At 68.9% G+C, this 22,964-nt stretch carries 26 protein-coding genes and 2 pseudogenes; 14 read left to right on the top strand and 14 right to left on the bottom strand.

The window, feature by feature from the left end; translation table 11 throughout:
* Positions 1–39 precede the first annotated feature (39 nt).
* The 5 genes from AB0H21_RS22030 to AB0H21_RS22010 all read left to right on the top strand — a co-directional run bounded on the left by AB0H21_RS22030 (position 40) and on the right by AB0H21_RS22010 (position 3,556).
* Positions 40–732 (top strand): haloacid dehalogenase-like hydrolase, encoded by a 693-nt coding sequence (locus tag AB0H21_RS22030; RefSeq protein ID WP_358519349.1) that lies wholly within the window; start codon positions 40–42, stop codon positions 730–732.
* Positions 733–838: 106 nt separating this feature from the next.
* Positions 839–1,741: a radical SAM protein gene (locus AB0H21_RS22025; protein ID WP_358519346.1), complete on the top strand. Its 903-nt coding sequence runs from the start codon at positions 839–841 to the stop codon at positions 1,739–1,741.
* A complete protein-coding gene (locus AB0H21_RS22020; protein ID WP_358519343.1) occupies positions 1,734–2,375 on the top strand; it encodes a hypothetical protein in 642 nt (213 codons plus the stop codon). Before AB0H21_RS22025 ends, AB0H21_RS22020 begins: the two co-directional genes overlap by 8 nt.
* The gene (locus AB0H21_RS22015) at positions 2,293–2,940 is read left to right on the top strand and encodes a hypothetical protein (RefSeq protein WP_358519342.1); all 648 of its coding nucleotides are present in this window, start codon (positions 2,293–2,295) and stop codon (positions 2,938–2,940) included. The genes AB0H21_RS22020 and AB0H21_RS22015 overlap by 83 nt, the downstream gene beginning before the upstream one ends.
* Positions 2,941–2,968: 28 nt before the next feature.
* A complete protein-coding gene (locus AB0H21_RS22010) occupies positions 2,969–3,556 on the top strand; it encodes a class IV adenylate cyclase (protein WP_358519340.1) in 588 nt (195 codons plus the stop codon).
* A gap of 206 nt (positions 3,557–3,762) precedes the next feature.
* Here AB0H21_RS22010 and AB0H21_RS22005 read toward each other — a convergent pair whose 3' ends face one another.
* Positions 3,763–4,116 carry a hypothetical protein gene (locus AB0H21_RS22005; protein ID WP_358519337.1) on the bottom strand — a complete coding sequence of 118 codons (354 nt, stop codon included), beginning with the start codon at positions 4,114–4,116 and terminating at the stop codon, positions 3,763–3,765.
* Between the two features lie 136 nt (positions 4,117–4,252).
* Here AB0H21_RS22005 and AB0H21_RS22000 point away from each other — a divergent pair, with 136 nt between their 5' ends.
* A complete protein-coding gene (locus AB0H21_RS22000) occupies positions 4,253–5,503 on the top strand; it encodes an ATP-binding protein (protein ID WP_358519335.1) in 1,251 nt (416 codons plus the stop codon).
* Between the two features lie 213 nt (positions 5,504–5,716).
* Here the strand turns inward: AB0H21_RS22000 and AB0H21_RS21995 are convergent, their stop codons facing one another.
* Positions 5,717–6,970, bottom strand: coding sequence for an MFS transporter (locus AB0H21_RS21995; RefSeq protein ID WP_358519333.1), 1,254 nt, complete (start codon positions 6,968–6,970; stop codon positions 5,717–5,719).
* Between the two features lie 573 nt (positions 6,971–7,543).
* Here AB0H21_RS21995 and AB0H21_RS21990 point away from each other — a divergent pair.
* The 4 genes from AB0H21_RS21990 to AB0H21_RS21975 all read left to right on the top strand — a co-directional run bounded on the left by AB0H21_RS21990 (position 7,544) and on the right by AB0H21_RS21975 (position 10,628).
* Entirely contained in the window at positions 7,544–8,017 is a 474-nt protein-coding gene (locus tag AB0H21_RS21990; protein WP_358519330.1) for a nuclear transport factor 2 family protein, read from the top strand.
* Positions 8,018–8,197: 180 nt separating this feature from the next.
* Positions 8,198–8,986 carry a hypothetical protein gene (locus tag AB0H21_RS21985; RefSeq protein WP_358519327.1) on the top strand — a complete coding sequence of 263 codons (789 nt, stop codon included), beginning with the start codon at positions 8,198–8,200 and terminating at the stop codon, positions 8,984–8,986.
* Positions 8,987–9,038: 52 nt separating this feature from the next.
* Entirely contained in the window at positions 9,039–9,764 is a 726-nt protein-coding gene (locus tag AB0H21_RS21980; protein ID WP_358519324.1) for an aldolase/citrate lyase family protein, read from the top strand.
* Positions 9,765–9,878: 114 nt separating this feature from the next.
* Positions 9,879–10,628: an aldolase/citrate lyase family protein gene (locus tag AB0H21_RS21975; RefSeq protein ID WP_358519321.1), complete on the top strand. Its 750-nt coding sequence runs from the start codon at positions 9,879–9,881 to the stop codon at positions 10,626–10,628.
* 327 nt (positions 10,629–10,955) lie between these two features.
* Here AB0H21_RS21975 and AB0H21_RS21970 read toward each other — a convergent pair whose 3' ends face one another.
* From AB0H21_RS21970 to AB0H21_RS21955, 4 genes are all read right to left on the bottom strand, one after another.
* Positions 10,956–11,714: an SDR family oxidoreductase gene (locus AB0H21_RS21970; protein WP_358519320.1), complete on the bottom strand. Its 759-nt coding sequence runs from the start codon at positions 11,712–11,714 to the stop codon at positions 10,956–10,958.
* Positions 11,715–11,867: 153 nt separating this feature from the next.
* Complete coding sequence (locus AB0H21_RS21965) at positions 11,868–12,569, bottom strand: siderophore-interacting protein (RefSeq protein ID WP_358519318.1); 702 nt, start codon at positions 12,567–12,569, stop codon at positions 11,868–11,870.
* Positions 12,570–12,632: 63 nt separating this feature from the next.
* Positions 12,633–13,796 (bottom strand): DUF3500 domain-containing protein, encoded by a 1,164-nt coding sequence (locus tag AB0H21_RS21960; protein WP_358519316.1) that lies wholly within the window; start codon positions 13,794–13,796, stop codon positions 12,633–12,635.
* Between the two features lie 210 nt (positions 13,797–14,006).
* The gene (locus tag AB0H21_RS21955) at positions 14,007–14,915 is read right to left on the bottom strand and encodes a LysR family transcriptional regulator (protein WP_358519315.1); all 909 of its coding nucleotides are present in this window, start codon (positions 14,913–14,915) and stop codon (positions 14,007–14,009) included.
* A 136-nt stretch (positions 14,916–15,051) separates the two neighbouring features.
* Between AB0H21_RS21955 and AB0H21_RS21950 the strand changes: the two genes are divergently transcribed.
* Complete coding sequence (locus tag AB0H21_RS21950) at positions 15,052–16,101, top strand: hypothetical protein (protein WP_358519313.1); 1,050 nt, start codon at positions 15,052–15,054, stop codon at positions 16,099–16,101.
* 22 nt (positions 16,102–16,123) lie between these two features.
* On the opposite strand, the gene AB0H21_RS21945 is transcribed toward AB0H21_RS21950, so the two are convergent.
* The 8 genes and pseudogenes from AB0H21_RS21945 to ychF form a co-directional block, all read right to left on the bottom strand.
* Positions 16,124–16,693, bottom strand: coding sequence for a helix-turn-helix domain-containing protein (locus AB0H21_RS21945; RefSeq protein WP_358519311.1), 570 nt, complete (start codon positions 16,691–16,693; stop codon positions 16,124–16,126).
* A 286-nt stretch (positions 16,694–16,979) separates the two neighbouring features.
* A pseudogene (locus AB0H21_RS21940) lies at positions 16,980–17,336 on the bottom strand (DUF933 domain-containing protein); the annotation flags it as partial.
* A gap of 50 nt (positions 17,337–17,386) precedes the next feature.
* Entirely contained in the window at positions 17,387–17,461 is a 75-nt protein-coding gene (locus AB0H21_RS21935; RefSeq protein ID WP_358519820.1) for a hypothetical protein, read from the bottom strand.
* Positions 17,462–17,615: 154 nt separating this feature from the next.
* The gene (locus tag AB0H21_RS21930) at positions 17,616–18,035 is read right to left on the bottom strand and encodes a type II toxin-antitoxin system VapC family toxin (RefSeq protein ID WP_358519309.1); all 420 of its coding nucleotides are present in this window, start codon (positions 18,033–18,035) and stop codon (positions 17,616–17,618) included.
* Positions 18,032–18,265 carry a toxin-antitoxin system gene (locus AB0H21_RS21925; RefSeq protein ID WP_358519307.1) on the bottom strand — a complete coding sequence of 78 codons (234 nt, stop codon included), beginning with the start codon at positions 18,263–18,265 and terminating at the stop codon, positions 18,032–18,034. The genes AB0H21_RS21930 and AB0H21_RS21925 overlap by 4 nt, the downstream gene beginning before the upstream one ends.
* Positions 18,266–18,374: 109 nt before the next feature.
* Complete coding sequence (locus AB0H21_RS21920; protein ID WP_358519844.1) at positions 18,375–18,524, bottom strand: hypothetical protein; 150 nt, start codon at positions 18,522–18,524, stop codon at positions 18,375–18,377.
* Positions 18,525–18,600: 76 nt separating this feature from the next.
* Positions 18,601–18,774, bottom strand: a pseudogene (locus AB0H21_RS21915) (hypothetical protein); the annotation flags it as partial.
* A gap of 160 nt (positions 18,775–18,934) precedes the next feature.
* On the bottom strand, positions 18,935–20,011 hold the full coding sequence (gene ychF / locus AB0H21_RS21910) for a redox-regulated ATPase YchF (RefSeq protein WP_358519304.1): 1,077 nt from the start codon (positions 20,009–20,011) through the stop codon (positions 18,935–18,937).
* A 72-nt stretch (positions 20,012–20,083) separates the two neighbouring features.
* On the opposite strand from ychF, the gene AB0H21_RS21905 reads away from it, so the two are divergent.
* The 3 genes from AB0H21_RS21905 to AB0H21_RS21895 all read left to right on the top strand — a co-directional run bounded on the left by AB0H21_RS21905 (position 20,084) and on the right by AB0H21_RS21895 (position 22,925).
* Positions 20,084–21,544 (top strand): DNA recombination protein RmuC, encoded by a 1,461-nt coding sequence (locus AB0H21_RS21905; protein ID WP_358519302.1) that lies wholly within the window; start codon positions 20,084–20,086, stop codon positions 21,542–21,544.
* 52 nt (positions 21,545–21,596) lie between these two features.
* A complete protein-coding gene (locus AB0H21_RS21900; RefSeq protein WP_358519300.1) occupies positions 21,597–22,184 on the top strand; it encodes a DUF6542 domain-containing protein in 588 nt (195 codons plus the stop codon).
* An 81-nt stretch (positions 22,185–22,265) separates the two neighbouring features.
* Positions 22,266–22,925: a hypothetical protein gene (locus AB0H21_RS21895; RefSeq protein WP_358519297.1), complete on the top strand. Its 660-nt coding sequence runs from the start codon at positions 22,266–22,268 to the stop codon at positions 22,923–22,925.
* Positions 22,926–22,964: the final 39 nt, after the last annotated feature.

Raw genomic sequence — 22,964 nt, 5'->3', positions numbered from 1 at the left:
CTGGAGCTGATGGTATGAGAAGGTGCTTATGTTGGCGGTATGCAGCTCATCGTCCTGTGGGACATCGACCACACGCTAATCGAGAACGCAGGGGTGAGCAAGGAGATCTATGCCACCGCTTTCGCCGCGCTGACCCGTGTATCGCCGAGCCTGCCAGCGTCAACGGAGGGCCGTACGGATCGCCTGATCATGCGCGACATGTTCCGTCGGCACGATCTTCCCGAGCCGGACTGGCCGACCATCGAGGCCGCCCTCACCCGGGCCGGCGGGGAGCGCTTCGATGACCTCCGCAGGCGCGGGGTGACGCTTCCAGGCGTCCGCGATGCACTCAAGGCGGCATCGGTGCAGGCTGGTTGGGTGTCGTCAGTGCTGACCGGCAACATCGCGGCCAACGCCCGTGTGAAGCTGGCTGCCTTCGACCTCGATCCACTGCTGGACCTGGCCGTCGGGGCCTACGGTGCCGACGCCGAGCAGCGTCCCGATCTCGTCGCCGTCGCCCGTGAGCGCGTCCATCGGGACCGCGGCCTGTCCATCGATGTCCCGGTCGTGTTGGTCGGAGACACGCCGAGGGACGTCGAGGCAGCTCTTGCCACCGGCTCCGGGATCATCGCGGTCGCCACGGGCATCCACAGCCAGGCCGAACTGGAAGCCGCTGGAGCGTCCGTCGTCCTCCCGGACCTGTCAGACACGGCCGGGCTCCTCATCCGGCTGGAGTCCTTTGCGGCGCGCTGAAAACGTCCCAGGACGTCCCTTAACTGTCCACGTACGTGGTGATGCGGTCCCGCCGCCCTCCGAAACGATCGGGTCTCTACCAGGCAACTGGCCGAGGGAGGCCCATGTGATCGAGGAAGTCACCGGGATCCGTAGGATCCGGATGCTGTACCTGCAGCTGCTGTACCGCTGCAACTTCGAGTGCCTGCACTGCTTCCACGGCGAGCGGCTCAAGCACACAGACGCCTTCAGTCCCGAAGAGGCCATCAACCTCCTCGCCCTCATGCGCGACCAGTACGGCACCGAGGCGGTCACGCTCCTGGGCGGCGAGCCATTCGTCTACAGGGACCTCACCCAGGTGGTCCGGCACACCAAGCAGCAGCTCGGTTTGCAGGTCGAGATCTGCACCAATGGCTACCGGATCGAGCGCCGGCTCACCGAGATCGCCCCGTACCTCGACTTCCTGCGGATCTCGCTGGAGGGGATCGGCGCGACCAACGATGGCATCCGCAAGTTCGGCAGCTACCAGGGCGCTCTCAGCGCACTCGACCTCGCACGAGAGCTCGGCGTCACCACCGGCGCGACCATGACGGTCACCTCCCGCAACATCGACGAGGTTCTCCCGCTGGCCCGCACCCTCCAGGAGTTCGGCGCACGGCAGCTGAAGCTGCACTGCCTGCGGCCGGTCGGCAACGCCGCCGACCACCCCGAGCTCCTCGTCACCGACCCCGCCGCCTACACCCGCCTGCGCGAGCAGCTCCAGACGTCCGACCTGGCCATCGAAGTCGTTGTTGACGAGGACCTGTCCGCCGACGGTGCCCCGGAGGTCTGCGCTCCCGTCAGCGGCCCGCGTGAGATCGAGCGGATCGAGGCCGACCCGCGCGGCGCGCTCACCATGTCGTGCAAGGCCGTCGGCAAGGACTCCCACGCCTTCTGGTACGACAAGCTCGCCGACCGAATCCTCCACCGGCCCTCTGACACGGACGAACTCACGCTCGCCGTGCCCGATGTGGTGTACGGTCGTGTCTGACCTGCCACTGTTCGAGAGCCTCGAAGGACTGCGCGGTACCGGTAAGTCGACCATCGCGCCGTTACTCTCGGCAGCCCGCGAGGCCGTCCTCGTTCCCACGGTGCCGATCTTCTATCAACCGCTTCGTCGGGAGATCGACATACGGCAGAACGTCGAGGCACGGATGTGCTTCTACCTCTCCGCGCTGTTTACCGCCGTCGACGAGATCCAGCGCTATCTATCCGCGGGCATCCCCGTTGTGGTGGAGAGCTACTTCGCCCGTTGCCTGGCCAACCACCAGGCGCTCGGCGCCCGCTTGGGCGCCACGCTGCCACCCGACCTGCCACAACCCGTGACCTACCAGCTCGTGTGCGCCGAGGACGAGCGCCAGCGCCGCCTGGCCGAACGGCACAAGCCGATCTCCCGCTGGGACGCCCTCGGCGAAGACGCCGCCGACCGGATCGCCGACGCCTACACCCAGTTCCCGATGCACCGGGTCGACACCACGGGCCTCGAACCGGACCAGGTCGTCAAGGCCATCCTCGCCACCGACGCCCAAGGAGCCCACCACCGTGCAGACACAGAGCCCGTGGGAGCACACCCTTACGTTCTTCCCCCAGTTCCTCGCCGTGCTGAAGGAGCACACCTCCCCTGACGCCACGGTCGCAGTGATCGGCGCCAGCGACGGCAAGTTCGTCCTACCGCTGGCCGTCGCCGGCTACCGCGTCATCGCCATCGAGCGTGACCCGCAGGCCCTCCACGGCGGCGAGGTCCAACTTCCGGGTGACGTCAACGCCCACGCGATGGGGCTGCTCGACCGGCTCAAGCTCGAAGAGCTCTACGACCGAGTCCAGGTCGTAGAACAGGACTTCCTCGACACCAACCCTTTCGACACCCTCTGCGACGCGATCTGGACGAGCTGTTCCTGGCATTACAGTGCCAACCACCACCGCCCACTCGCCGAGTTCGTCGCCCGCATGCAGCTCCTGGTGCGTCCGAACGGCCTGTTCGGAGCGGAGTTCATGATGCCCGTCGAACAGCGCCACCACCTGACCGAGCACTACACCTCCCCCGAGAGGCTCAGCCGCCACTTCGCCAACGCCTGGACCGTCCTGCTGACACTGCGGACCGGCGAATTCACCGAGCGGGCCCACGTCGGCCGGCTCCAGGACCACACTCACCGCATGGGCCTGCTCCTGGCAGCCCGCACTCCCAAGTAACCCAGTCAGCAAGCCGATAAGGGGAAACATGAAGCACGAATACGAGGCCAAGTTCCTGTCGGTGGACGTCGCCGACCTCCAGGCGAAGCTAACCGCCCTGGGCGCCGTCCAGGCGTTCCCGCGCACTCTCCTCACCCGGAAGATCTTCGAGAACGACGCCCTCGACAGCGGTGCCTGGGTCCGCCTGCGTGACGAGGGCACCCGCACCACCCTGACGCTCAAGCAGGTCACCGACTCCACCACGATCGACGGCACCACCGAGATCGAAACCGAGGTCACCGACCTGCACGCCATGGCCGAGATCCTCCGCCACCTCGGCATGCACGAGGTCCGCTACCAGGAGAACTACCGAGAGGAATGGCGCCTCGGCGAGGTCGCCTTCGACTTCGACACCTGGCCGGACCTTCCCACCTTCGTCGAGATCGAGGGCCCCGACGAGGCATCGGTCCGCCAGGCCGCCGCCTTCCTCGACCTCGACTACTCCAAGGCCCGATTCGGCAGCGTCGACGAGATCTACAAGAGCGAGGCCGACCGCGACATCCTCGCCGAGCCCACCCTTCTCTTCGCCGACGCCGAGAAGAACGGCTCGACACCCGTGGCCGCCCAGGACCGCTGACTCGGGGCCGAACTGTGCTTACGGAACTGGCCGTGCCGCACCGAGTGATCCCGGGAGTTCCGCCAGTAAGCCAGCCGTACCGCAGCCAGGCCGAGCAGAGGCTTCTTCAAAGATCAGCGAGGCCGGGGCAGTGGCGTGGAGTTCGGTGAGCAGGGCTCGGGGAGCCGCCTGAGGCCGCGGGAGAGTTCGGCTGGGGAGGCGTCGGCTCAATCGTCCAGGTCGGCTACTTCGATCACGGCCAGCGCGCCGGCGGTTTCGTGGACGGCTTCCTTCCAGCGGCCGTGGTCGAGGGTGAGGATCGGGGCGCGGCGGCGCAGCGCGGCCTCGGCGGTCTGCGCATCCCATAATGTGCCGACAGATGAGCTGGCGAGCTGGACACGGGCCGTCTCCACGGCGTCGTCGAAGGCGACCACCCCGGCGAACCGCGCCCGGTCGAGCCGGCAGATCCCTCTGATGACCGCCACCTGATCCTGCGCGCCGCCTACGTCGAGAACCGCGGCGGACGCCGCCAGTGCGGGCAACACGAGGCCGACCTGATCGTGATCGAGTTGCTGGATCATGCCGATGAGTTCCGCGTCGCCTCGGGCAACAAGATCGTCAAAATGACTACCGGGAAGTCCGCGAAATGACTACCAGACCTCTGGCAAACTGCCTACCAGAGCCACCGCGAAATTAAGGTTTGCGAGGTCAGCAGGCATGTCGGACCAGATCCCACGACGGTTGAGAGCTCGGATCGAGCGTGCGCTCGCTGCGTACCGCGTTGTCGTGGTCGGCGGCCCCCGCCAGGTCGGCAAGACGACGTTGGCCAAAGAGCTTTTGGGTGCCCAGGGAACGTTCAGGCAGTTGGACAGGGACGACACGCTGGCAGCGGCGATCGTCGATCCCGAGGGCTTCGCCACACTGGGCACCCCTCCCAGAGTCATCGACGAGGTACAGCTTGCCGGCGACAACCTCATCCGGGCGATAAAGCTACAGGTGGACAGGGACAACATGCCCGGTCAGTACTTGCTGACCGGCTCGGCCGACTTCCTGTCGGTGCCCGGACTCTCCGAGTCCCTGGCGGGGCGGGCCGTGTTCTTCGACCTCTGGCCGTTCTCCCAAGGAGAACTGCGTGGGCGGCCCGACGCCTTCCTGGACCGGCTGTTCGAGGACCCCGCGAGTCTGAAGAGCGGGCCACGCTCGGACGTCCAGCGAGAGGACTATCTGGACGCGATCTGCCGTGGCGGGTTCCCCGAGGCCGTCAGGATGCACTCCGACGATCGCGGCCCGTGGTTCGACAGTCTCGTTCGCACCGTGACCCAGCGGGACATCGCCGACCTGACCGGGGCCAAGCGAGCCGGCGAACTTCCACGTCTGCTCCGGCTGCTCGCGGCCCGCACCGCCAACGAGCTGGTGATGACGCAGCTACACGCGGACACCGGACTGGCCCGCGACACCGTGGACGCGTACACCGGCTTCCTGCGTATTACCCATCTGGTCCATGAGCTACCAGCCTGGTCCCGAAATCTCACGAACCGCGCGAGGAAGCGCCCGAAGTCGTATCTGACGGATACCGGACTGGCAAGCCACCTCCTCGGGGCCGACACGAGAGGGCTCCTCCGGCCCGAGGACAAGCGAAGAGGGCCTTTGGGCGAGACCTTCGTCGTCAACGAGTTGCGCAAACAGCTCGGCTGGTCGCGCACGCGAGCCGAGCTTCATCACTTCCGCGACCGCGACGGGAGCGAGGTCGACATCGTCGCCGAGACCCCGGACGGCCGGGTCGCGGCGATCGAGGTCAAGACGGCCCTCACCGTCACGGGCAAGGATTTCGCTCAACTCGGCAAGCTGAGAGATGCGCTCGGCGATGACTTCATGCACGGCGTGGTGCTCAGCTTCACCGACACCCCCCTGCCTTTCGGCGACCGCCTCACCAGCCTCCCGATGTCCTACCTCTGGGAAACCGACTGAACAGGTGGACACCGCCGCCTGTCGGACATTGAAGGGGCGCCGGCGCAGCAATGCGTCGCCGCTACCCGACAAGAGGGACCCAGCGCTCGTCACAGAAGACCGTGGAGCCCAAGCGTACGTCGGTCCTGGCTGCGGCTGCGAAGTCCCAGCAGGGCGGCACGCAGCACCCGTTCCCGGTACCCGGCATCCGGGTCGATCAGGTTCCGTAGGCGTTTAGGGGGCGTCCGGGGAAGTCCTCAACGGCTCCTTCTGCACGGGGCTCTCAGGGGTGGGCTCGGAGCGCGATGTGGCGGAGCGTGCGCTCACGAAAGCGTTCAGCGCGCCTGCGACAGCGGAGAGGATTCCACCGATGACCCAGACCAGGGTTGCGTGGGTCCTGTCCGCGAGCGCGAGGCCCGATGTCGGCCCGATGGCGCTGCCGATGTCTTCGGAGATGGAGAGTGCCGCCATGTAGCTGGCGCGTCGGCTGCTACCGGCCCGCCGGGCGACCACCGTGGACAGGACGGGGCCGTAGATCGCTTCGCCGATCGCCATGAGCACGACCGCCCCGACGAGAACCTGGTATCCGGTGGCGGCGAAGGCGAGTGCGGCAAGTCCGATGCCCTGCAACACGCCGCCGACGAGCATGGTGGGTCCGGCCGGTGTCTTGGAGGTGATGCGGGAGACGGGCCACTGCGCGAGCACGATCACTGCGGCGGCCACCGTGAACAGCCCGGCGTAGGCGGTCTGGGTCAGCGGTATCTGATGCCGCAAGAGCAGGAGCCCGTCGCTTTCGAACCAGGTGAACGTCACACTGATCAGGCCGCCTGAGATGACCAACGTGAGCAGGCCGCGGTCGCGTACCAGGGCGAGGAGCGTGCCCGGCGGGACCTCGGGCTCCTCGTCATCGGCCTCGGCGTGGCTGCCGAGATCGGCCGGCAGAAAAGCCAGGGCGAGCAGTGTGGCGACGAGCAGCATCGCGCCGGTGAGGGCGAAGACCATAGACGTCGCGACCAGCGCGGCGAGCGCGCCGAGCATGGGGCCGACGATGCGGCCGACGTTGTAGGCGACGCGTATGAAGCCGAACGAGGACACCAGGCGGTCCGCGGGCACCGCGTCTCCGACGAGCGCGCCGATCGAGGGGTGGAATGCCGACTCGAAGATGCCGGCGGCGAGGAACAGCAGGATGGATGCCGCCGGCCCGGAGGTAATGGCGAGCAGGCCGTATCCGAGCGCCATCCCGAACGTCGAGAGCACCAGAACCCGCCGCCGCCCCCAACGGTCGGCGAGGCGGCCGACGACGAGTCCGGCGCCGAACTCGCCCACCGCCTGGACCATGAACAGCGTGCCCGCCGCGGCCCCCTTGAGCCCGGCGGTGTCGTGCGCCCACACCACGACGAACGGCAGCATCGCGGTCGTGGCGAGCGCCTCCAGCCCGGCGATCACGACCAGGAAGCCGAGGAGGCCCGACGAATTACGAATCTTCATGCCTCGAAACATAGGGCATTACGAGACATGATGTCTAGTTAACCTGGCCTCCCCGTCGCCCCGACACGAGAGGACGGGGGCGCACGTAGGTGATGCGTTCGACCGGCGATGACCTGCTGCCCCGGAGGCCTGACGCGCGCAGCATCACGCAGAACGCCGCGAAGGCAGGCGGCCGTCCGTCGCAAGTCGTTACCGCTCCAGACAGGTTCAGCGCGTGATCGCTCACGCCCAGGGTCTGGCTGCTTCCCGGCTTTGCCGAGGCCATTTCCGTTTCGCCTGGAGAAATGATCGATTGCCGGTTATTGCATTGCTGCCATGTCGGAGTGCGCGTGATTCTGGACACGCATAGCACGCGAATGGATGTGCAGCAGCGATCGTGGTGCGGGCGCGCCTGACCGCCCCATGCCAGCTGCAAGGGACGCGGCGCACGGCCACGCGGGCGGGTGGTAGGGCGATGGCCGCACGGAGCCCAGTCAGCTGGGCAGCAGCGGCATCGGCCGGGTGCCGTCGGCTCCCATGCGGACGGCATCGCTCGGCAACGGCAGGCCCATTCGATTCTTCGAGGAGGAGACCATGGAACGCGCTGCCCCGATCGACGGGGAGGTCCAGGCCGGCCGCCATCGAGAGGTGGAGCGACTCGTTTACGAGTTCGCGCGACGGGTCGATTTCGATGAGGGAGCGGATACCGAACTCCTTTTCACCGAGGACGGCTATTTCGAGTACGACGGCCGGTCCTGCACCGGCAGAGACGAGATCGGCCGCGCCTATGCGGCCCGGCGGGCTCGGGGTCCCCGCACAGCGCGCCACGTGTTCACCAACGTGTCCTCGTTCCGGGACGGTCGGGGCGCTCTCGGTGGGGGGTCGATCATGCTGCTGTTCGGTGCGGACGGGCGGCCGCCATTCGACTTCGCGTCCCCGATCGTCGTCGCCGACGTCGCCGACAGTTACGCAGCGGTGGGAGACACCTTGCTGATCGCCCGCCGAGTGATAACTCCACTCTTCATCGAGTCGAGTCGACCTGCGGTACCGCCCGTGGGGCTGCGCTGACCATCACCTCAGGCTCGCGAAAGTGAGGTCCTTGTGTACCACCGAAGCGATCCCCGCAGCAGTCTCGACCTCAGCCGTGACAGGGCGGCGCCGCCGTCCTCTTATGGCACGCCGAGGCTTTTCCGGCTGCATGAGATCAGTCCGAGTTCCACTACGGCGGGCGGGACCCGTATCTGGCACGTGAGGTTCTCCCACTTCGTCGTCGCCTACTACGAGTTGGTCCCCGGCGATGCCGTCCCTCTGCTTCACGCGGCTTCCGACCGCATCGTGCTCGTGCCGCACGACGACGAACCGGTGACCCTCGATTTCGACATCGGCCGGTATCCGGTGGACTGCGCCGGTATGTTCGTCGCCGCAGGGCCGGCCATCCTGACCGCACACGCGAACGCGACAGTGATCGAAGCAGCAGCCTTCGCCGATCTCGCCGAGGTCCCCGAAGCGCTCAACGAGCCGGATTTCGCGGACCCCGTGCCGGGGATCGGGGACGCACGAACCCGGCGGGTCCCGGGGCTCCAGGCCGGCGTCAGGTTCTACCCGATGGCCCCCTACCCCCCAACCCCCGGGCGGTTCGGGCGCATCATCGCGTCGAGCAACATCATGGCCAATCTGCTCGAGACAGAGAGAGAGGCGCGCGATGTGACGCGGTTGTCGCCGCACAGCCACGCCGACTTCGAGCAGTGCTGCATCACGACGAAGGGCTCCTACGTACATCACTGGCGAACGCCCTGGACCTCCGATCTCCGCGAGTGGAGCGAGGACTTGCACCTGGCGTACGACAGCCCTGCCATTGCCGTTATCCCGCCCGGGGTGGTGCACACCGCCAACAGCGTCAGCCGCGGGCCGAACCAGATGATCGACGTGTTCTCCCCGCCACGCCAGGACTTCACCGCTCAGGGCTGGGTGCTGAATCCCTACGACAGCGACCTGCCCGCAGCCGCTGCCGCGCTGAATCGCGGCAGCGATGGGTGAGAATGCTCTGAGCGGCACCGGCCCTGCCTGGACGTCCGGCTCCCGGCGCCCTGTGATCGGTACCTGGCTCAAGCTCGACACCTTTGAGACGGTGGAGATCGCTGCGGCGGCAGGCCTGGACTTCGTCATCATCGATCTCGAGCACTCGCTGATCAGCACGTCGACGCTGTCGGCCATGCTGTCGATCGCCGGCGCCCTCGACCTGAAGGCGCTGGTCCGCATCCCCGATCATGCGAGTTCCGTGGCCAAAGTCGCCCTCGACAACGGTGCCGCCGGGATCGTGGTGCCGAATGTCGAATCGGTGCAGGAGGCCGAGTCCGTCGTCGCGAGGGTGAAGTTCCCGCCTCTGGGATCCCGCGGGCTGTCCACCAGCGCGCGTGCGGGGCGATGGGGTCTCACGGAGCAGTCCGCGTACATGGCCGCGCAAAACAGCAGCAGCACGCTCCTGATGCAGATCGAAAGCCCGCGGGCCGTGCACGAGGCGGTGCGGATCGCCGCCGTCCCCGGCGTCGATGGTCTGCTGGTCGGCCCGGCCGATCTGTCCGCCGCCGTGGGTTCCACGGCGGCGGACGGCACGGCGTCTTTGCTGGCCGCGTTGGAGAAGTCCTGTGCCGAAGGCGGAGTCTTCCTGGGCACTGCGGCGAGCGCGGACCCGGAGCAGGCCCGTCGCTTGCTGAACCGCGGCTATCGCCTGCTCGCCATGAGCAGCGACGCGGTGCTGCTGCGCGGGGCGGCAGCCGGCCTGCGCGCGGGCTGGAAGCAACTGCTCGCAACGTAGTGAACAACGAGGCGGACGCTGCGGCACCACACACGACGGGGATCGCCACGTCCTGGCCGGGCGAGCGGGCAGGCCCGGGAGCGCGGCATCGTCGACACGCCACTGGAGGCACAGATGAACGACCCAACAAATCCGGCAGCGGCCCGCGGCCTGCGCGCGTGGCTTGCCGCGGGCGAGACGCTCATCGGCGCCTGGAGCACGCTGCCCAGCACGGCCGCAGCATCATTGATCGCCAGGGCGGGCGGAATCGATTACTTCGTCACCGACCTGCAGCACGGCAGCGCCGGCGAAGCCGACCTTCCAGGCATCTGTGCGGCGGTCAGCAGTCAGGGAGTGACACCACTCGCTCGGGTGCGCAGTTCCACGGTCGGCGACATCGGCCGCGCCCTCGATCTGGGGGCCCACGGCGTCTTCCTCCCGAACGTGTACGGCGTGGAGCACGTGGCCGAGGTGCTCGGCTTCTGCCGGTACGCTCCCACCGGCGTGCGCTCCTACGGGCCGCTCATGCCCGGCGCCGAAGACCCCTTGCGGTTCATCGTGCTTGAGACCCGGGAGGCGCTCGGCGATCTGGACCAGATCCTCGACCTCGACGGGCTCGATGGCGTCTACATCGGTCCGGTGGACCTGGCCTGCGCGCTGGGGCATGCCGCCACGCCGCACGACAAGCACATGGCCGGGATCATCGCCGACGTGGTGCGGCGCTGCATCGACCGGGGCGTCGCTGTGGGCGTGCACACCGGCGAGGGCCACACCGCGGCGGAATACCGCAAGGGCGGAGCCCGCCTGGTCAATGCCCTCACCGATGCCGTCGTGCTTACCGACGCCGCCGTGCAGCACACACGGCTCGCCCGCGGCACACGGTGATGCGGGTTCGGTGCCGGTTGCGATCGGCCCGCCCACACAGCCCTGTACCGGTCCGAGTGCACGCACCATCGGTGTTGTAGATGACTTTGGCGTTGGCGGCGAAAGCCCCCAGGAGGTGCGCCGGGCGGCGGCGGACAGCAGCGGCGGCAGCCCGACCGGGAGGATCCGGTCGGGCTCGATGGCCACCGGGGCCCCGTGAGGCGGCCTTCCTGCGGCCGGTGACGCCTGACCGCCCAGCTCGCCCCGGGCACCAGCGGCACCGCATGCGGTGGAGTCGGTGAACGCCGCGTTGGCGTCACCGGCTCTGTGCCACACGTGGTGCTGAGGTTAGAGGCTTTGCCCTCCGGAGGCTTCGATGCGCTGGGCGGTGATCCATCCGGCGCTTTCGGCGGTGATGGCGCGTACCGCGCCGCCGATGTCCTGCGGTTCCCCAACGCGTCCGAAGGCGTGGTTGGCGGTCACCATGGCCCGGTAGTCGTCGTTGTCTCGGATGACACCGTTGGCGAAATCGGTCGCGGTCGCCCCGGGAGCGATGACGTTGACCGTGATCGCCCGGGAGCCGAGCACCTTCGCAGCGTACTTCGTGTACACCTCGATGGCTCCCTTCATGGAGGCGTACACCGAGTAGTTGGGGTTGGCGACGTACCGCGTCAGCCCGCTCGAGGTGAACAGCACACGCCCGCCGTCGCGGACCGTCGAGGCAAGCAGCTCAGTCAGCAGGATCGGCCCCTTCACGTGGACGGCGTAGAGGTCGTCAATGGTGATGGGGTCGATGTGACCGAAGGGGGTGAGGCGGTCGAAGCCGGCGTTGTTGACCAGGATGTCGAACTGGCTCTGCCCCCAATGCTCCTGCAGGTTGCGGCGGAGCTCGTCGGCGAAGGCCGGGAAGCTGTCGTGCTCGGTGGTGTCGAGCTGGAGAGCGAGGGCGGTGCGGCCGCGTTCTGTCAGTTCGGCGACGACTTCCTTCGCCTCGTCGGGGTTGGAGCGGTAGGTGACGATGACGTCGGTGCCGTCGTCTGCGAGGGCGAGGGCGGAGGCGCGGCCGATGCCGCGGTTGCCGCCGGTGATGAGTGCGATGCGGGCCATGCTGCGATCCCTTCAATGGTTTGCGCTGAATGGTGGGGGTTGTTCTGGAATATGGCTTTCGTGGGCAGTTGCGACATGCGGTCGGTGCGCGTCCGGCCCGGCTTCTCTTGCGGCTCGCGCGCCGGGCAGGGTGAGCGGGGTGGCTGGAGTGGGTCAGCTGCGGTCGCGGCCGGGGGCATTCCAGTAGCCCTTGGCGAAGATGTTGTTGTGGGGGACGCCGAGGGCCGGCATCAGGGTGCGCAGGCGGCTGACGACTCGGCTTTCGCCGAGGAGGTAGGCGTGCCCCGTGCCCGGCGGCAGGGGGAGGTCCTGGACGGCCGGTTCGACCAGTGCGGTCGTGCCGGTCGGATGATCGCGGCGGTGCAGCCAGCGCACGGAGTGCGCCTGCATCGGCAGTTCGTCGGCGGCGTCGGTCACTTCGGCGACGACGAAGGTGGCGGCCTGCTCGCCGAGTGCTTCGGTGAGGGCCGAGATGGCCGGCACGGACGCCTCGTCGCCGACGAAGAGGTGCCAGTCGGCGGGGCGCAGCTCGAGTTTGCCGCGAGGCCCAGCGAACTCCATGGTGTCGCCTGGCTGCACGGTGGAGGCCCAAGCGCTGCCGAGGCCGTGCCGGTGCAGGAAGACATCGACGTCGATCTCGCCTTGACCGGGGCGGTAGCTGCGGATGGTGTAGCGGCGTTTGACGGGTAGGCCGGAGGCGTTCAGCAGGAACAGTTCGATGTCCTGGGCAGGACGTACTTCCAGGCCGATAAAGGTCTCGGCGGTGGCTGTGACGCGCACCATCCGCGGGGTGAGCTCCCACACGGCGGTCACGGTGGCGGTGTGCACAGCACGCTTGGAGCGCAGGGGCAACATGGGTCTCCAGTCGCTTACAGCAGAAGAAGAGGGAGGAGGAGGCGGTCGGGCGGCTGACGGGCGTCAGCTCGCTCGGCCGAGACCGCCGTAGTCCGTGGTCTTGTCGCGCCACACCGCGTGCGGGTGGGGCTTGTCCATCGTGTAGGGGGTGTCCATGACCATTTCGAGCCACAGGGACGGCCCGTCGATCCGCACGTAGTCGCCGGCCGAGGTCATCGAGGTCGAACCCGAGTAGCTCAGGTACGTCTCATCGAGTTCGCCCTGGTACCTCTTCAGGATTGCCGCGGCGTCGGCGTCGTCGATGTCCTGGACGTAGTGGGTGATCGCCGCGATGACCAGGGCGCGCTGGCGGTCGCTGAGCGAGGACACAGCGATGCCCTCGGGCGTGGCCGGGAAGGCCCAGTCCTTGCCGGGCGCGAGGAGGACGTCGGCGAACTTCTGATCAAGTTCGGCCTTCACCCGCTGGGCCGCGTTGAGCGAGTCGAGCAGGGTCACGAACGCCTGGTGTTCCTGGCGCTCGGGCGCGTAGGTGTTGCCCTGGTACCGGAACGGGTCCAGGGGCTCGATGCCGCGGAACGAGGGTGTCGCTCCGACCAGGGCGCCGTCACTGTAGGTGTTGGACAGGGCGAGGTGGTGCCCGCCGAACTGCAGCTGCCAGGCCCCCGTCGGGGACGGCTTGCCGAGGAAGGCGACGCGGAAGTCGCCCCGTCCGTATCCGTCTCCGGCGCCGATCTGGCGGAGGTGGTCGTCGGCTGTCAGGTGCTGCTGGATCTCGTCAAAGCCCTCATTCTTGCCGGTGCCGGTCGCGGCGGCGAGCAGCGCGTTCAGGGCGTCCCACTGCTCGTCGGAAAGGGTCCCGAGGTCCAGTCCGACGCGTCCGCTGTCTCCGAGGTACCACTGCGGGTAGGTGTGCCAGTTGGAGGCGTTCTCGAAGGTGTAGGGCTGCAGCAGCTGGGCGCGCTGCTTCTCGGTGAGGGCGGCTTTGAAGGCGTCGGCGCGCTGAAGGATCGCCGGATACGGATCGCCGGAGCCCCCGGGTGAGGCGAGGAAGCCGTTGCTGGAGGGCTTGCTCGCACCCGGGGCGGGCCGGGTGTCCTCGCTGCTCGTGCAGGCGGTCAGGCCGAGTGCGAGCGCGACGGCGCTCACACTCGCGGCCCACCGCCTGCGCGAGCGGTTCAGGGACGGGGCCTGCAGGCGGGCGCGGTCTTGGGTGCCGCGTGTGGGCATTGGTGGGCCCTCCTTTACTGAGGGGCGTCGCACGAAAGCAGCACAGGTGGGGTGGGACCACCATCACCCACCGTTTCGAGTCACGCCGTATAGAAACCCTACACGATTCGATGCATGATGTCTCGTTAACGCGGGGTGGTGGTGCCCGTGCGGCGAGCAGAGGAGGGGTGGGCGCCGCGTATCTGCTCCGTCTGCGCCGGGTCCGTCCGGTCAGGTGGCCGTGTGGCGGGCGATGTGCTCGGTGACGGTGGCGCGGACCTGGGTGCGGAACCAGCGGTGAGCGGAGTCGGTGTGGTGCCTGGGGTGCCAGGCCATGCCGATGACGACGGGCGGAACATCCAGGGGGATGGGGAAGGTGCGCAGCCCCAGCTCGGCCATGGTGTCGGTCGCGGCGGCGGCGATGGTCAAGCACACCAGGTCGGTCGTTCTGGCCAGCATCATCGCGCTGAAGTGGTCGGGCACCACGGCCGTGACGTTGCGGGACAGGCCCTGGTCGGCCAGCGCCGCATCGAGCGGGCCGCGCGGTTTGCCGGTGCGGGAGATGCTGATGTGGTCCGCCTCGGCGAACCGGCGGGCGTCGATGGGGCCATCGAAGAGGGGGTGCCCGCTGCGGGCCGCGGCCAGTATCGGCACGGTGGCCAGCCGGGCCGAGCGGATCTCCGGATCAAGATGCGCGAGCACACCCAGTTCCAGGTCCACCACGCCCTGCCGCAGTGCGGGCGTGTCCTCGAGGGTCTCGGGCAAGAAGACGACGCGCACCCCGGGGGCCTGCGAGCGCAGCCGGGCCAGCAGCGGTGCGCCCAGGCTGATCTGGAGCAGTTCGCCGACCTGGATGGTGAACGTTCGGGCCAGGTCGGCGGCGCGCAGTGCGCCGGCGGGGGCGAGTACGGATTCGGTCCGTTCGATGAGCGCGCGCACCTCGGCCTGCAGTTCCAGGGCCCGCGGTGTGGGCACCATCTGCTGGCCGGCGCGGACCAGCAGCCCGTCGCCGGTGATCCGCCTGAGGGTGGCGAGTTTGCGGCTGACCGCCGCGGGTGAGGAGCCGAGCCGTTCGGCGGCCCGGGTCACGCTCTGCTCTTGCAGGAGCACGTCGAGTACGGCGAGCAGATTCAAATCCAACTGGTACCTCCTGCGAAAGGAGTTGCTCAGACCGGAACGACCCCTTGCCGATCTTTGCATTGCGGTCATTGTCCGGGGGCTCGGAGACTCGAAAGCCCCCCGCGCCGTGCGGGGCCCCTGTCACTGCGAGGTAGACGTGCAGCAATTAGACCGTGACCCCTACGCCGGCGATGTGCTGGCCGTGGTCAGCCAGAGCGGCCCGACCGTGTCCTTCTTCGACGCCGCGTCAGACCGGCTTCTAGGCACCCTGGAGGTACTGGCCGAACCGCACGAGCTGTGCTTCGACCCCACACAGCGGCTGCTGTGGTGCGCTCATGCTTACCATTCGGGCTACTACCACGCGAACAGCGGCCGACGCAGCGAACTCACTGTGATCGACCCCGACGCGCGAGAGATCGTACAGGTCGTCGACCTGGCCCCGGAGTGGGCTCCGCACGGCCTGGCGCTCGACGCCCCCCGCGGGCGGCTGTATGTGAGCGTGGAGGGTTCCACGAGCCACCCCGGCGGTGTGGTCGTCATCGACACCCACACCCGCAAGGTGATCGGCAGGATCGACACCGGCGCGCCGGGCCCGCACTGGTTCGTCGCCGCGCCCGACGGGCGCACCGGCTACGCCAGCAACAAGGAAGCCCCGTTCGTGTCCGTCGTGGACCTGATCGAAGGTACGCTCACCGATCAGATCGAGGTGCCCGGCAGTGAGGGAATCGCCGTGTCACAGGACGGCTCCCGGGTCTACACCGCGGCGCCCTATGCCTCCTTCGGCGGCCCCAAGCCGTCCGCACCCAACGGAATCCGGGTGATCGACACGGTGCGGCGCGCGGTCATCGACGTCCTGCCCACCGCCAGCGTGGTGGTCCCGGTGCACCTGACCTCAACCGGGCGCCTGCTGGCCGGGGAGATGGGGGTACGGCCTGAGGCCGGCGACGGGTTGCCCGAGCGCGAGCCGGGCCGGCTGACGGTGTTCTCGGCCCTCGACCACCAGAAGCTGGGCTCCCTCGATGTGGGCAGCGGCCCTCTGACCATGACCTCCTCGCCCGACGGCGCGCTCGGCTACGTCGCCGGCGTCATACAGTCGACCGTGGACGTCATCGACCTGGCCGCGCTGAAGAGGCTGGCACGGCTGGACATCCCCAAGCGCGCCGAGCCCGGCGCCCACGGCCTGGCATACATCCCCTCAGCGTCCTGAGGAGCTGCGCACCCGCCGCAGGTCAGGCCCAGGCCGTGGCCAGTCGGCGGGCCATCGCCCGCAGGGTCGGGCGCGAGGGAACCGGCGCGCCGGTCATCACCATGAGCACGAGCGGACCGCACAGTTCCGCGACGCCGCTCTGACCCTGCGGCACCCCGCCGAGCCGGGTGCCGACGTGCTCCAGCACGGCACCGGCCGGCGCGGCCAGCAGATCGGCCTCGGCCACCAGCCGACCCAACTCGGGATCGTGCTGAGCCTCCCCCAGCAGCGCCCGGTAAGCCACCCCTGCGGGCGAAACGGTCAGGAAGCGGCCCAACGTGACCAGGAAATCGGCCATCGTGCGCACCGGATCAGCATGCAGGGTGACGGTCAGCTCGCTGCGCGCGTCCTTGTCGCACGCCTCGACGAGGATGTGCGCCTTGGTCGGCCACCACCGGTACACGGTCATCCGCCCCACTCCGGCGCGCTCCGCGATGCCCTTCATGGTCATCGCGGAATAGCCGACCTCGACGAGCAGGTCGTCGACGGCGCGCAAGACGGCAACACGGGCGGCCTCACTGCGAGGACGCCCCGGGGCAGCAGAACCGGTCATGGCGACAGGGTATCGAGACACCGGGCACCGCGGCCCAGAGCGGCATCCTCGTCGGGACCGTTCAGACCGCGCAGCTTCCCGCCCTCTACGCGGTCCTCCCCCGACGCCAAGCCCGGCGGTTTCCACGGGCCCAGCGGGCCCGGCCACCTGGGCGGCCCTCCCCGGGCGAGGGGTCAGATTTCCCAGAACCATCCCAGCACGGCAAACGAGGGGCCCGGCCTCGAAAGGCCCGACCCCTTCTGATCTGCATGTTCGCCAGATCAGCGACGTGGTCGTATAGCACCCGCTACACGTTGAAGCGGAATTCCACCACGTCGCCGTCGCGCATCACGTAGTCCTTGCCTTCGATTCTCGCCTTACCCGCCGAACGGGCCGCCGTCGTGGAGCCTGCGGCGATCAGGTCGTCGAAGGAGATGACCTCGGCCTTGATGAAGCCGCGCTGGAAGTCGGTGTGGATGACGCCCGCGGCCTCCGGGGCGGTGGCGCCCTTGCGGATCGTCCAGGCGCGGGTCTCCTTGGGACCGGCCGTGAGATAGGTCTGCAGGCCCAGGGTGTCGAAACCGACGCGGGCGAGCTGGGTCAGGCCCGACTCCTGCTGGCCTACGGACTGCAGGAGCTCCAGCGCCTCGTCGTCCGGCAGCTCGACTCCTCGCGCGGGATCCCCGACTCGCGGACCGCCCGGCCGACGCCCCGCTAGTTGCCGTAGGCGGCGGCCGTGTCGATGTGACGGTAGCCGGCCTCCAGGGCGGCAGTGACGGTGGGGACAATCTGCGAGGAGGAGACCTGCCAGACCCCGAAGCCCAGCTGCGGGATCGACGGCCTCCGTGCCGGAACTCTTTCGGAAGTTCCGCCCGAGGAGCACGACGGCAGCGGGAGTCAGCACCGACTGTGCCGGCGTCGGTCATATCAAGGGAGTCGGGAGTCAGCCGGTCCAGGGGTCGAGCAATTCGACCCCGGTCTGCGCGAAATCCTTGGTGTTCCGGGTCGCGCACGCGGCCTTGTGAGACCGGCAGATCGCGGCGATCTGGGCATCGGCCGTGCTGATCGGCAGCCCTGCCTGCTCGCGCGCGACGAGCACCTCGGCGTAGTGGTCTGCCGCCTCGTCGTCGAAGGCCAGCACAGCCTTGGTCTCCCGGTAGGGGTGCAACGCGCTCTCGATCATCGCGCTCAGCGCCGACCTGCGGCGACCATCCGGGAGACGGCGCACGCCGGCCAGGAGCTCGGCGAGTGTGACGGATGTGATAGCGACGTCACCGGCGAGGGACTCCAGCCACGCGACGACGCGGGCATCAGGCTGCGGCCGGAAGATCTCCGAGATGACGTTCGTATCGAGGACGATCACTCGAAGTCCATCGCTCGCGCGACGTCGTTGCGCTCAGGGATGACGAGATCGTCGATCCCGCCAGCCTCCTGCGCCGCCCGCATGAGCGCCAGGCCGATGTGGGGCCGGCGCGCGGCCTTCGTGAGGATGTCGCGGACCTCGGCTTCCAGGGAGCGGCCGTGCTCCTTCGCCTGGGTGGCGAGCTGCTTCTTCACGGACTCCTCGAGCCCGCGGACGACGATGGCTGGCATCAGGCCACCTCCTCAACTGATATCAGCCATGATAGCACTCGGATCGTATCAACGAACAGTGAATCGGCTGACCGCCGCGCGGGCCCCTCTCAGTGGCGAGCGACCGGACTCAGGAACCGACTCCGCGCGCGACCAGCCACTCCCGTGCACTTCTGGCCGTGGAGCGGAGCTGCGGATGCTCCTGCACGATCTCTCGTTGGCGCTCGGTCGACAACCCCAGCTCGTTCAACAGGTTGAGGATCACGACAGCGGTGGTCACGTCCACCAGCCTCGTCTTCGCTACTGACGTGCGCCGTCGTCGCCACCACGGTCTGCTTGTCAGGGCTCTTCACCCGCGCGCCAAAGGTTCGCTTGCCGCCAGTCGGGACGCAGCCGAGGAGGGTGATCTCGCGCTGCTCGGCCGCACCGTGGATCACATCCCACGTCTGGTGCCCTTCGTGGACCGCCACGACGCCTGGAGTGTGCGTCGTCATGATGCGGTCTTCAAAGGTGCCGATCAACGAGAGCACCGGGCCGTCCTCGGGCTCGTAGCGAAGCACCCCGGGGACCTGGCGGTCAGGTTTCCCAGCACCATCCCAGCACGGCAGAACGAGGGGCCCGGCCTCGAAAGGCCCGACCCCTTCTGATCTGCATGTTCGCCAGATCAGCGACGTGGTCGTATAGCACCCGCTACACGTTGAAGCGGAACTCCACCACGTCGCCGTCGCGCATCACGTAGTCCTTGCCTTCGATTCTCGCCTTACCCGCCGAACGGGCCGCCGTCATGGAGCCTGCGGCGATCAGGTCGTCGAAGGAGATGACCTCGGCCTTGATGAAGCCGCGCTGGAAGTCGGTGTGGATGACGCCCGCGGCCTCCGGGGCGGTGGCGCCCTTGCGGATCGTCCAGGCGCGGGTCTCCTTGGGACCGGCCGTGAGATAGGTCTGCAGGCCCAGGGTGTCGAAACCGACGCGGGCGAGCTGGGTCAGGCCCGACTCCTGCTGGCCTACGGACTGCAGGAGCTCCAGCGCCTCGTCGTCCGGCAGCTCGACCAGCTCGGACTCGATCTTGGCGTCCAGGAAGACGGCCTCGGCCGGGGCGACCAGCTGCGACAGGCGGGTGCGCAGGTCCTCGTCGATCAGCTCGTCGGCGTCGAGGTTGAAGACGTACAGGAACGGCTTGGCCGTCAGCAGGTGCAGCTCGCGCAGGTCGGCGAGGTCGAGGCCGGAGGCGTACAGCGTGGTGCCGGAGTCGAGGACCTTGGACGCGGCCTCGGCGGCCTCCAGCGTCCCCTTGCGGTCTTTGTTGGTCTTCGCCTCTTTGGTGAGCCGGGGCAGCGCCTTCTCGATCGTCTGGAGGTCGGCGAGGATCAGCTCGGTGTTGATCGTCTCGATGTCGCGCAGGGGCGAGATCTCTCCGTCGACGTGCGTGACGTCGGGGTCGCTGAAGACGCGGATGACCTGACAGATCGCGTCCGTCTCGCGGATGTTGGCGAGGAACTGGTTGCCCCGCCCCTGCCCCTCCGAGGCGCCCCTGACCAGGCCCGCGATGTCGACGAACTCGACCTTCGCCGGCAGGATGCGCACCGAACCGTAGACCTCGGCCAGCTTCGCCAGCCGGGGGTCGGGCACGCCGACGATGCCCACGTTGGGCTCGATCGTGGCGAACGGGTAGTTCGCCGCGAGCGCGTTGCCGCTCTTGGTCAGCGCGTTGAAAAGCGTGGACTTGCCGACGTTGGGCAGGCCGACGATGCCGATGCTCAGGCTCACGTTCGCCGAGTTTACGGTGCCGCGGCCCCTTCGCGGACACGGGCGGAGGCGCGGACTGGAATCATGCGGGAAATGGACGTGATGGCACTCGCCTTCCAATTGGCCGTCGGGCTGGCGGCCGGGCTGGTCATCGGCTTCTACGTGGGCCGGGCACACGCGGGCGCGCGGGCGTCCCAGGCCGAGACGAAGGTCGCGCTGGCCGAGGCCCGGGCCCTCGCCGCCGAGGAGAAGGTCGCCTACGTCGAGGAGCAGATGACCCAGCGCTTCCAGACGCTGTCGAACCGGGCGCTGGACGTCAACAACCTGCGCTTCCTGGAGCTGGCCGAGAGTCGCCTCGCCGCCTCCCGGGCGGACGCTGCCGGTGACCTGGAGCAGCGCAGGCAGGCCGTCGAGAACCTCGTGGCGCCGCTGCGCGAGACCCTGGCCAAGGTGCAGGAGCAGCTGCGCGAGAGCGAGACGGGCCACCGCGTCGCCCGTGCCGAGCTGGGCAAGCAGATGGAGTTCGTCCGGCAGAGTTCCGAGCAGCTCAAGGCGCAGACGTCGGCGCTGGTGCGGGCGCTGCGACGGCCGGAGGCGCGGGGCCGGTGGGGGGAACTGCAGCTCCGCAGGGTCGCCGAGATCGCCGGGATGGCCCGGTTCTGCGACTTCGACGAGCAGGCGAGCGCCACGACCGCCGACGGCGTCGTACGGCCCGACATGGTCGTCCGGCTCGCGGGCGGCAAGAACATCGTCGTGGACTCCAAGGTGTCGCTCGCCGCCTATCTCGAGGCCGCCGAGACTGGCGAGACCGAGATGCAGGACGCCCGCCTGGACTCCCACGCCCGCCACCTGCGCGACCACGTGGACCGGCTGGCCTCCAAGGCGTACTGGCAGGCGTTCAGCCCGGCTCCCGAGTTCGTGGTCCTTTTCGTCCCCGGCGAGGCGTTTCTGTCGCCCGCGCTGGAGCGGGACCCGGGGCTGCTGGAGCACGCGATGGCGCGGCGCGTCCACATCGCCACCCCGACCACGTTGATCACCATGCTCCGCACGGCGCAGTACGCCTGGCAGCAGCAGGCGCTGAGCGAGAACGCGCGCGCGGTGTTCGACCTGGGCAAGGAGTTGTACGAGCGGCTGGGCGTCCTCGGGCGGAACGTGGACGCGGTGGGCAAGGCGCTGAGCCGGGCCGTGGTGGCGTACAACAAGAGCGTCGGGTCGCTGGAGGGGCGCGTGCTGGTGAGCGCCCGCAAGCTGAGCGATCTCGGCGTCGTGGACGGCCCGCTGCCCGCGCCCGAGCTGGTGGAGGACATGCCGAGGCAGCCCGCGATGCCGGAACTGGTGGCGGAGGAAGAGCCGCACGAGCCTCACGAGCACGACGAGGCCGCGGCCGGCGAACCGCTCGGCGAACCGGTGAACGCCGAGCACGCCGAGCACGCCCAGGAGGACGCCGGGGACGTCCGTGGGGAGGCAGAGAGCCCGCCACCGGCGGGTGAAGAGACGGCAAGCGCGTACCCGGGCACTCGTGTGAACGGTAAGTTGGCGCGAGACTCGTCGTAGGGCCGACCCGCCGGCCGTGATGCCGCCGACCAGGCCGGGAGGGGCGACAGTGGTGACACAGGAGCGAGCGCGACCGGGCGTCAGGCTGACCGCCCGGGGCGCGATCGCGCTCGTATTCGTGAGCACGCTGGTCGCCGAGGCGGCCGGGTCCTCGGTGATCGTCGGGCTGGTCTTCTGCGTGGCCTGCCTGGCGGCGGTGCTGCTCGTGCAGCCGCGTGAGCTGCTGTCCCTCGTCGTCACCCCTCCGCTGGTGTTCTTTGCCGCCACTCTGATCAGCGCCGTGATCGGCACGTTCGGCGCGCCCTCGCTGATCCAGGCCCTCGGGGTCGGCCTCTTCACCGATCTCTCGGCGGGGGCTCCCTGGCTGTTCGCGGGCTCGGTGCTGGTGCTCGGGGTGGCCTGGTTCCGCGGCCTGCCGGACAACGTCGTCGAGCTGCGTGCCGAGCTGCGGGCGAACCGGGCCGCTCAGTCCTCCACCGGCCCGGCCGGTGCGCAGACCTCCGGAGGCCCCGCCGGTAAGGGGACGAAGGCCCAGGGACGGCAGGCCGCCGAGCCCGGGGACGTGCCGGTCTACGCGCCGGAGCCTGAGGGCTATTTCGAGCCGCGCGTGTACGGCTCGCCGAGGGAATCCAAGGACTGACGGGGTCTGTCGAAGGTCCGGCAAGGCTGGCGAGGGTCCGACGCGGGGGTGTCCGCCGGGTCCTCGCGTGAGCGTGAGCGCGTGCCTGGCTCTGATCGCGTGCCTGAGCCCGGGACGATCGCCGCCGCCCGCATGGCCGCGGAGCTGGGCTCGGGGCTGCGCGCCGGGCGTGCGCGGGCCAGGACGGGCCTGGCGCGGGCCGAGGCGGGCCGCACGGGCGCCGAGGCGGGCCGGGCTCGGGGCGAGGCGTGCCCGGCGTGGGTGGTGGCCTTGGACGGGCCGTCCGGGGCGGGGAAGACGACGCTGGGCCGGGCGCTGGCCGCCGAACTGGACGCTGGTCTTGTCCATATGGATGCGCTGTATCCCGGTTGGGACGGCCTGCTGGGCGGCGTGGAACGGCTCGTGGAGTGGGTGCTGCGTCCCCTCGCGGCCGGGAGGGCCGCGCGCTGGCGGCGCTACGACTGGGCGCTGGAGGCGTACGCCGAGTGGCGCGAGCTGCCGCCGTCGGAGGTCGTGATCGTCGAGGGCGTGGGCACCGGGGCGCTCGCCGCGCGGCCGTACGTGTCGTCGCTGATCTGGGTGGAGGCGCCGCTCGCGATCAGGAAGTCGCGTGCGCTCGGCCGTCCCGAGGACGGGGCGGCGTACGCTCCGCACTGGGATCGGTGGGCGCGGCAGGAGGAGGCGTACTTCACCGCCGACCGCGTACGCGACCGCGCGGACGTGATCATCGACACGACCTGACGCGGATCAGCCACGAGTCCGGAAAAAGTCGGAAATGTC

This window comes from Sphaerisporangium sp. NPDC051011 (assembly GCF_040653595.1).
In the GTDB taxonomy this organism is placed as follows: Bacteria; Actinomycetota; Actinomycetes; order Streptosporangiales; family Streptosporangiaceae; genus Sphaerisporangium.
This window is presented reverse-complemented; position numbering and strand designations above follow the sequence as displayed.